At 66.0% G+C, this 2,394-nt stretch carries 4 protein-coding genes; 2 read left to right on the plus strand and 2 right to left on the minus strand.

Features of this window, described 5'->3' with window-relative positions; all coding sequences use genetic code 11:
- Both ACGFYU_RS37840 and ACGFYU_RS37845 read right to left on the minus strand, forming a co-directional pair.
- Window positions 1-206, minus strand: a 206-nt coding sequence (locus ACGFYU_RS37840; RefSeq protein WP_393831836.1) for a hypothetical protein, incomplete at its 3' end; no start/stop codon positions are given.
- Window positions 199-345 carry a hypothetical protein gene (locus tag ACGFYU_RS37845; protein ID WP_393831837.1) on the minus strand — a complete coding sequence of 49 codons (147 nt, stop codon included), beginning with the start codon at window positions 343-345 and terminating at the stop codon, window positions 199-201. The genes ACGFYU_RS37845 and ACGFYU_RS37840, both read right to left, overlap by 8 nt.
- 152 nt (window positions 346-497) lie before the next feature.
- On the opposite strand from ACGFYU_RS37845, the gene ACGFYU_RS37850 reads away from it, so the two are divergent.
- Window positions 498-1,760, plus strand: coding sequence for a hypothetical protein (locus tag ACGFYU_RS37850; RefSeq protein ID WP_393831838.1), 1,263 nt, complete (start codon window positions 498-500; stop codon window positions 1,758-1,760).
- A gap of 9 nt (window positions 1,761-1,769) precedes the next feature.
- Window positions 1,770-2,375, plus strand: coding sequence for a GNAT family N-acetyltransferase (locus ACGFYU_RS37855; protein WP_393831839.1), 606 nt, complete (start codon window positions 1,770-1,772; stop codon window positions 2,373-2,375).
- Window positions 2,376-2,394: the final 19 nt, after the last annotated feature.

A 2,394-nucleotide genomic window follows, 5' to 3' on the forward strand; every position in this document is an offset into this window, starting at 1 on the left:
TAAGCGGGCTGGACGTTCTCAGCAGCGGTGCTGAATTCGCGGCCGGACGCGGCCCGGATGTACGCCAGTTCCGTCCAGTGCTCGATGCCGGTGTCCGAGACGTTTTCGTTGATCACTGCCATCAGCTCGCCCTCGGTGCCGGAAGCAATGTCGCGCACACGGCGGCGGAGGAGGCGGTGGGGAACGTACTCGTACTGCTCACTCATCGGACGCTCCGTCGAAAGTGTCGAGGAAGCGCTCCCAGCCGACGCGCGCACGGTCCAGAAGCTCCCGGCTGGGCTCAGTCCTGGCCTCCGGTCGCGGCCAAGGGTCTTCTTGGGCGACTTGCTCGTGGATGGTGGTCATGGATCCTCCTGCCTTTCACGCGGGATGGCCTGGGACCAGTCCAGCGCCCGGGAAGGTGCCACGGTCGCTGGGACGGCGGACGTTTAGGCGGACGTTTCCCCTCGCCGCCAACCAGTCGCCCATATGCTGAAACCGTCACGGAGGATGCACGGATGGTGAGCGACCTGGTGAAGAAGCTGGTCCTGTTACGCCAGGCGGCGGGCTACACGCAGGGGTCGTTCGTTGCTGCCTTCGCGGCCGAGGCAGCGCGGCTCGGCATTGCCGCTGCGGTGAGCGTCCGCCAGTTGCGGCGTTGGGAGAACGAGACACCACCACCGCTACCCCACCCGGGGCAACAGGCGGTTCTGGAAGCGATATTCGGTGTCCCGATGGCCGAGATGGGGTTTGAGGTTCCTCGACATCGCGAGACTGTGGCAGAGCCGATCAGCGACTCTGGAAGGGTGAAGAGGAGAACCTTCGTCGCGGACGCCGGCGCCCTCGTAGCGGCGACCCTCATGCCTGCCGTGCCGGGGCCGCGCGTGGGTACGGTCGAGCTCGGGCATCTGCGGGAGCGACTCGAAGGGCTCTACCGGACGGACCACACCAAAGGCAGCCAGCCGGCTGGTGTCCAGGCCGGTCGTATCGAGGCGGACATCACCAGAACCTTGCGCACCGGTTCCTACACCTCTGTCGTAGGACGCGAACTCCAAACGATGCTTGGCGAATTGCATGGACATCGGGCCTGGTACGGCTATGACGGCGGCCGCATTGCCGAGGGCAGATCCGCGTGTATGGAGGCCCTTGCCGCTGCCCAGCTCGTCGACAGCCCTCTCCTTCAGATCTCTGTATTGGAGACCCTCGTACTGCTGGCGATCAAGGCAGATCGAACGTGGGAGGCGGCGAGCGCTGTGGAGAACGCCTACCGCTTGGCGGTTCGAGCGCAGGCCGGTGCGACGGTTCACCTCGTCATCGCTCTCCGGGGTGCCAACGTGGCCGTTCACTCCGGGGATCTGCCAAGTGCTCGCAGGGCTCTCAGCCGAGCCGTTCAATATCTGGGACGTGCGGACTCTGATGATGAAGTGCCCGACTGGGCCAAGTTCGTCGGCCCGTTCGAAGTCGACTACGCAACTGCCGACATGTACATGCGGGCAAACCAGCCAAAGCGCGCGGTGCCCTTCCTGCGGGCCGCCGTGCACGGCATCGGAGGCGGCTTGGCGCGGAACAGCGCCTCCTACCGGGTCAGGTTCGCCGATGCCCTGCTAGCGGCGGGAGAAGTCGAAGAAGCATGTGCCGAGGTCAACCACGTACTGGACACGTGGGATGGGATCACCTCTCCCCGCTTGCTGGGTAAGGTGCATGCCTTCCAGAAGTCAGCGGTAGGCATCGACAGCCGAACCGCTCGCGACTGTGTCGCGCGGATTCGCGAGACCACCTGAGAGGCTGGGATGAGCCGGTCAGTACAGATCAGCATCGACCAGCTCGACGGAGCAGCTGCAGCGGTGGCCGAGGACTCCTTCCGGCTGGTCTACGCCGAGGCATTCGCCGAACCGCCCTATGACGAAACCGAGGCGGACGTGTCGGCCGCCTTCCGGCGTTTCCGGTCCCAGACGCGCAAGATCACGTTCCTCGGCGTCCTGGCCACGACCGAAGACGCCCAGCCGGTCGGCATGGCGTACGGCTACCACCTCGGCCCGCAGACGGGTTGGTGGGGTCAACTCAAGGAGCCGGTATCCGAGGACATGCGCCGCGAGGACGGCCGCCGGACCTTCGGCCTGATGGAACTCGCCGTGCGTGCTGCCTGGCGTCGACGGGGGGTAGCCCGCCGACTGCACGAAGCCCTGCTCACGACCGTCGATGCCGAGAGGATCCTGCTCAACGTTCGCCCGGACAGCAAAGCGGCCGTGGCCGCCTACCGAGCATGGGGCTATCGCAAGGTGGGCGAGGCACTCCCCTGGCCTGGAGCTCCTCTGCACGACGTGATGGTGCTCACCTTGGACGCCCGTCAGATGGGCACGAACGAGCGGCAGACGCCTCCTCAGGGAACCACGTAGCGATCTTGGTCGGCGGCTC

Source organism: Streptomyces sp. NPDC048337 (genome assembly GCF_043201175.1).
Taxonomy (GTDB): Bacteria; Actinomycetota; Actinomycetes; order Streptomycetales; family Streptomycetaceae; genus Streptomyces.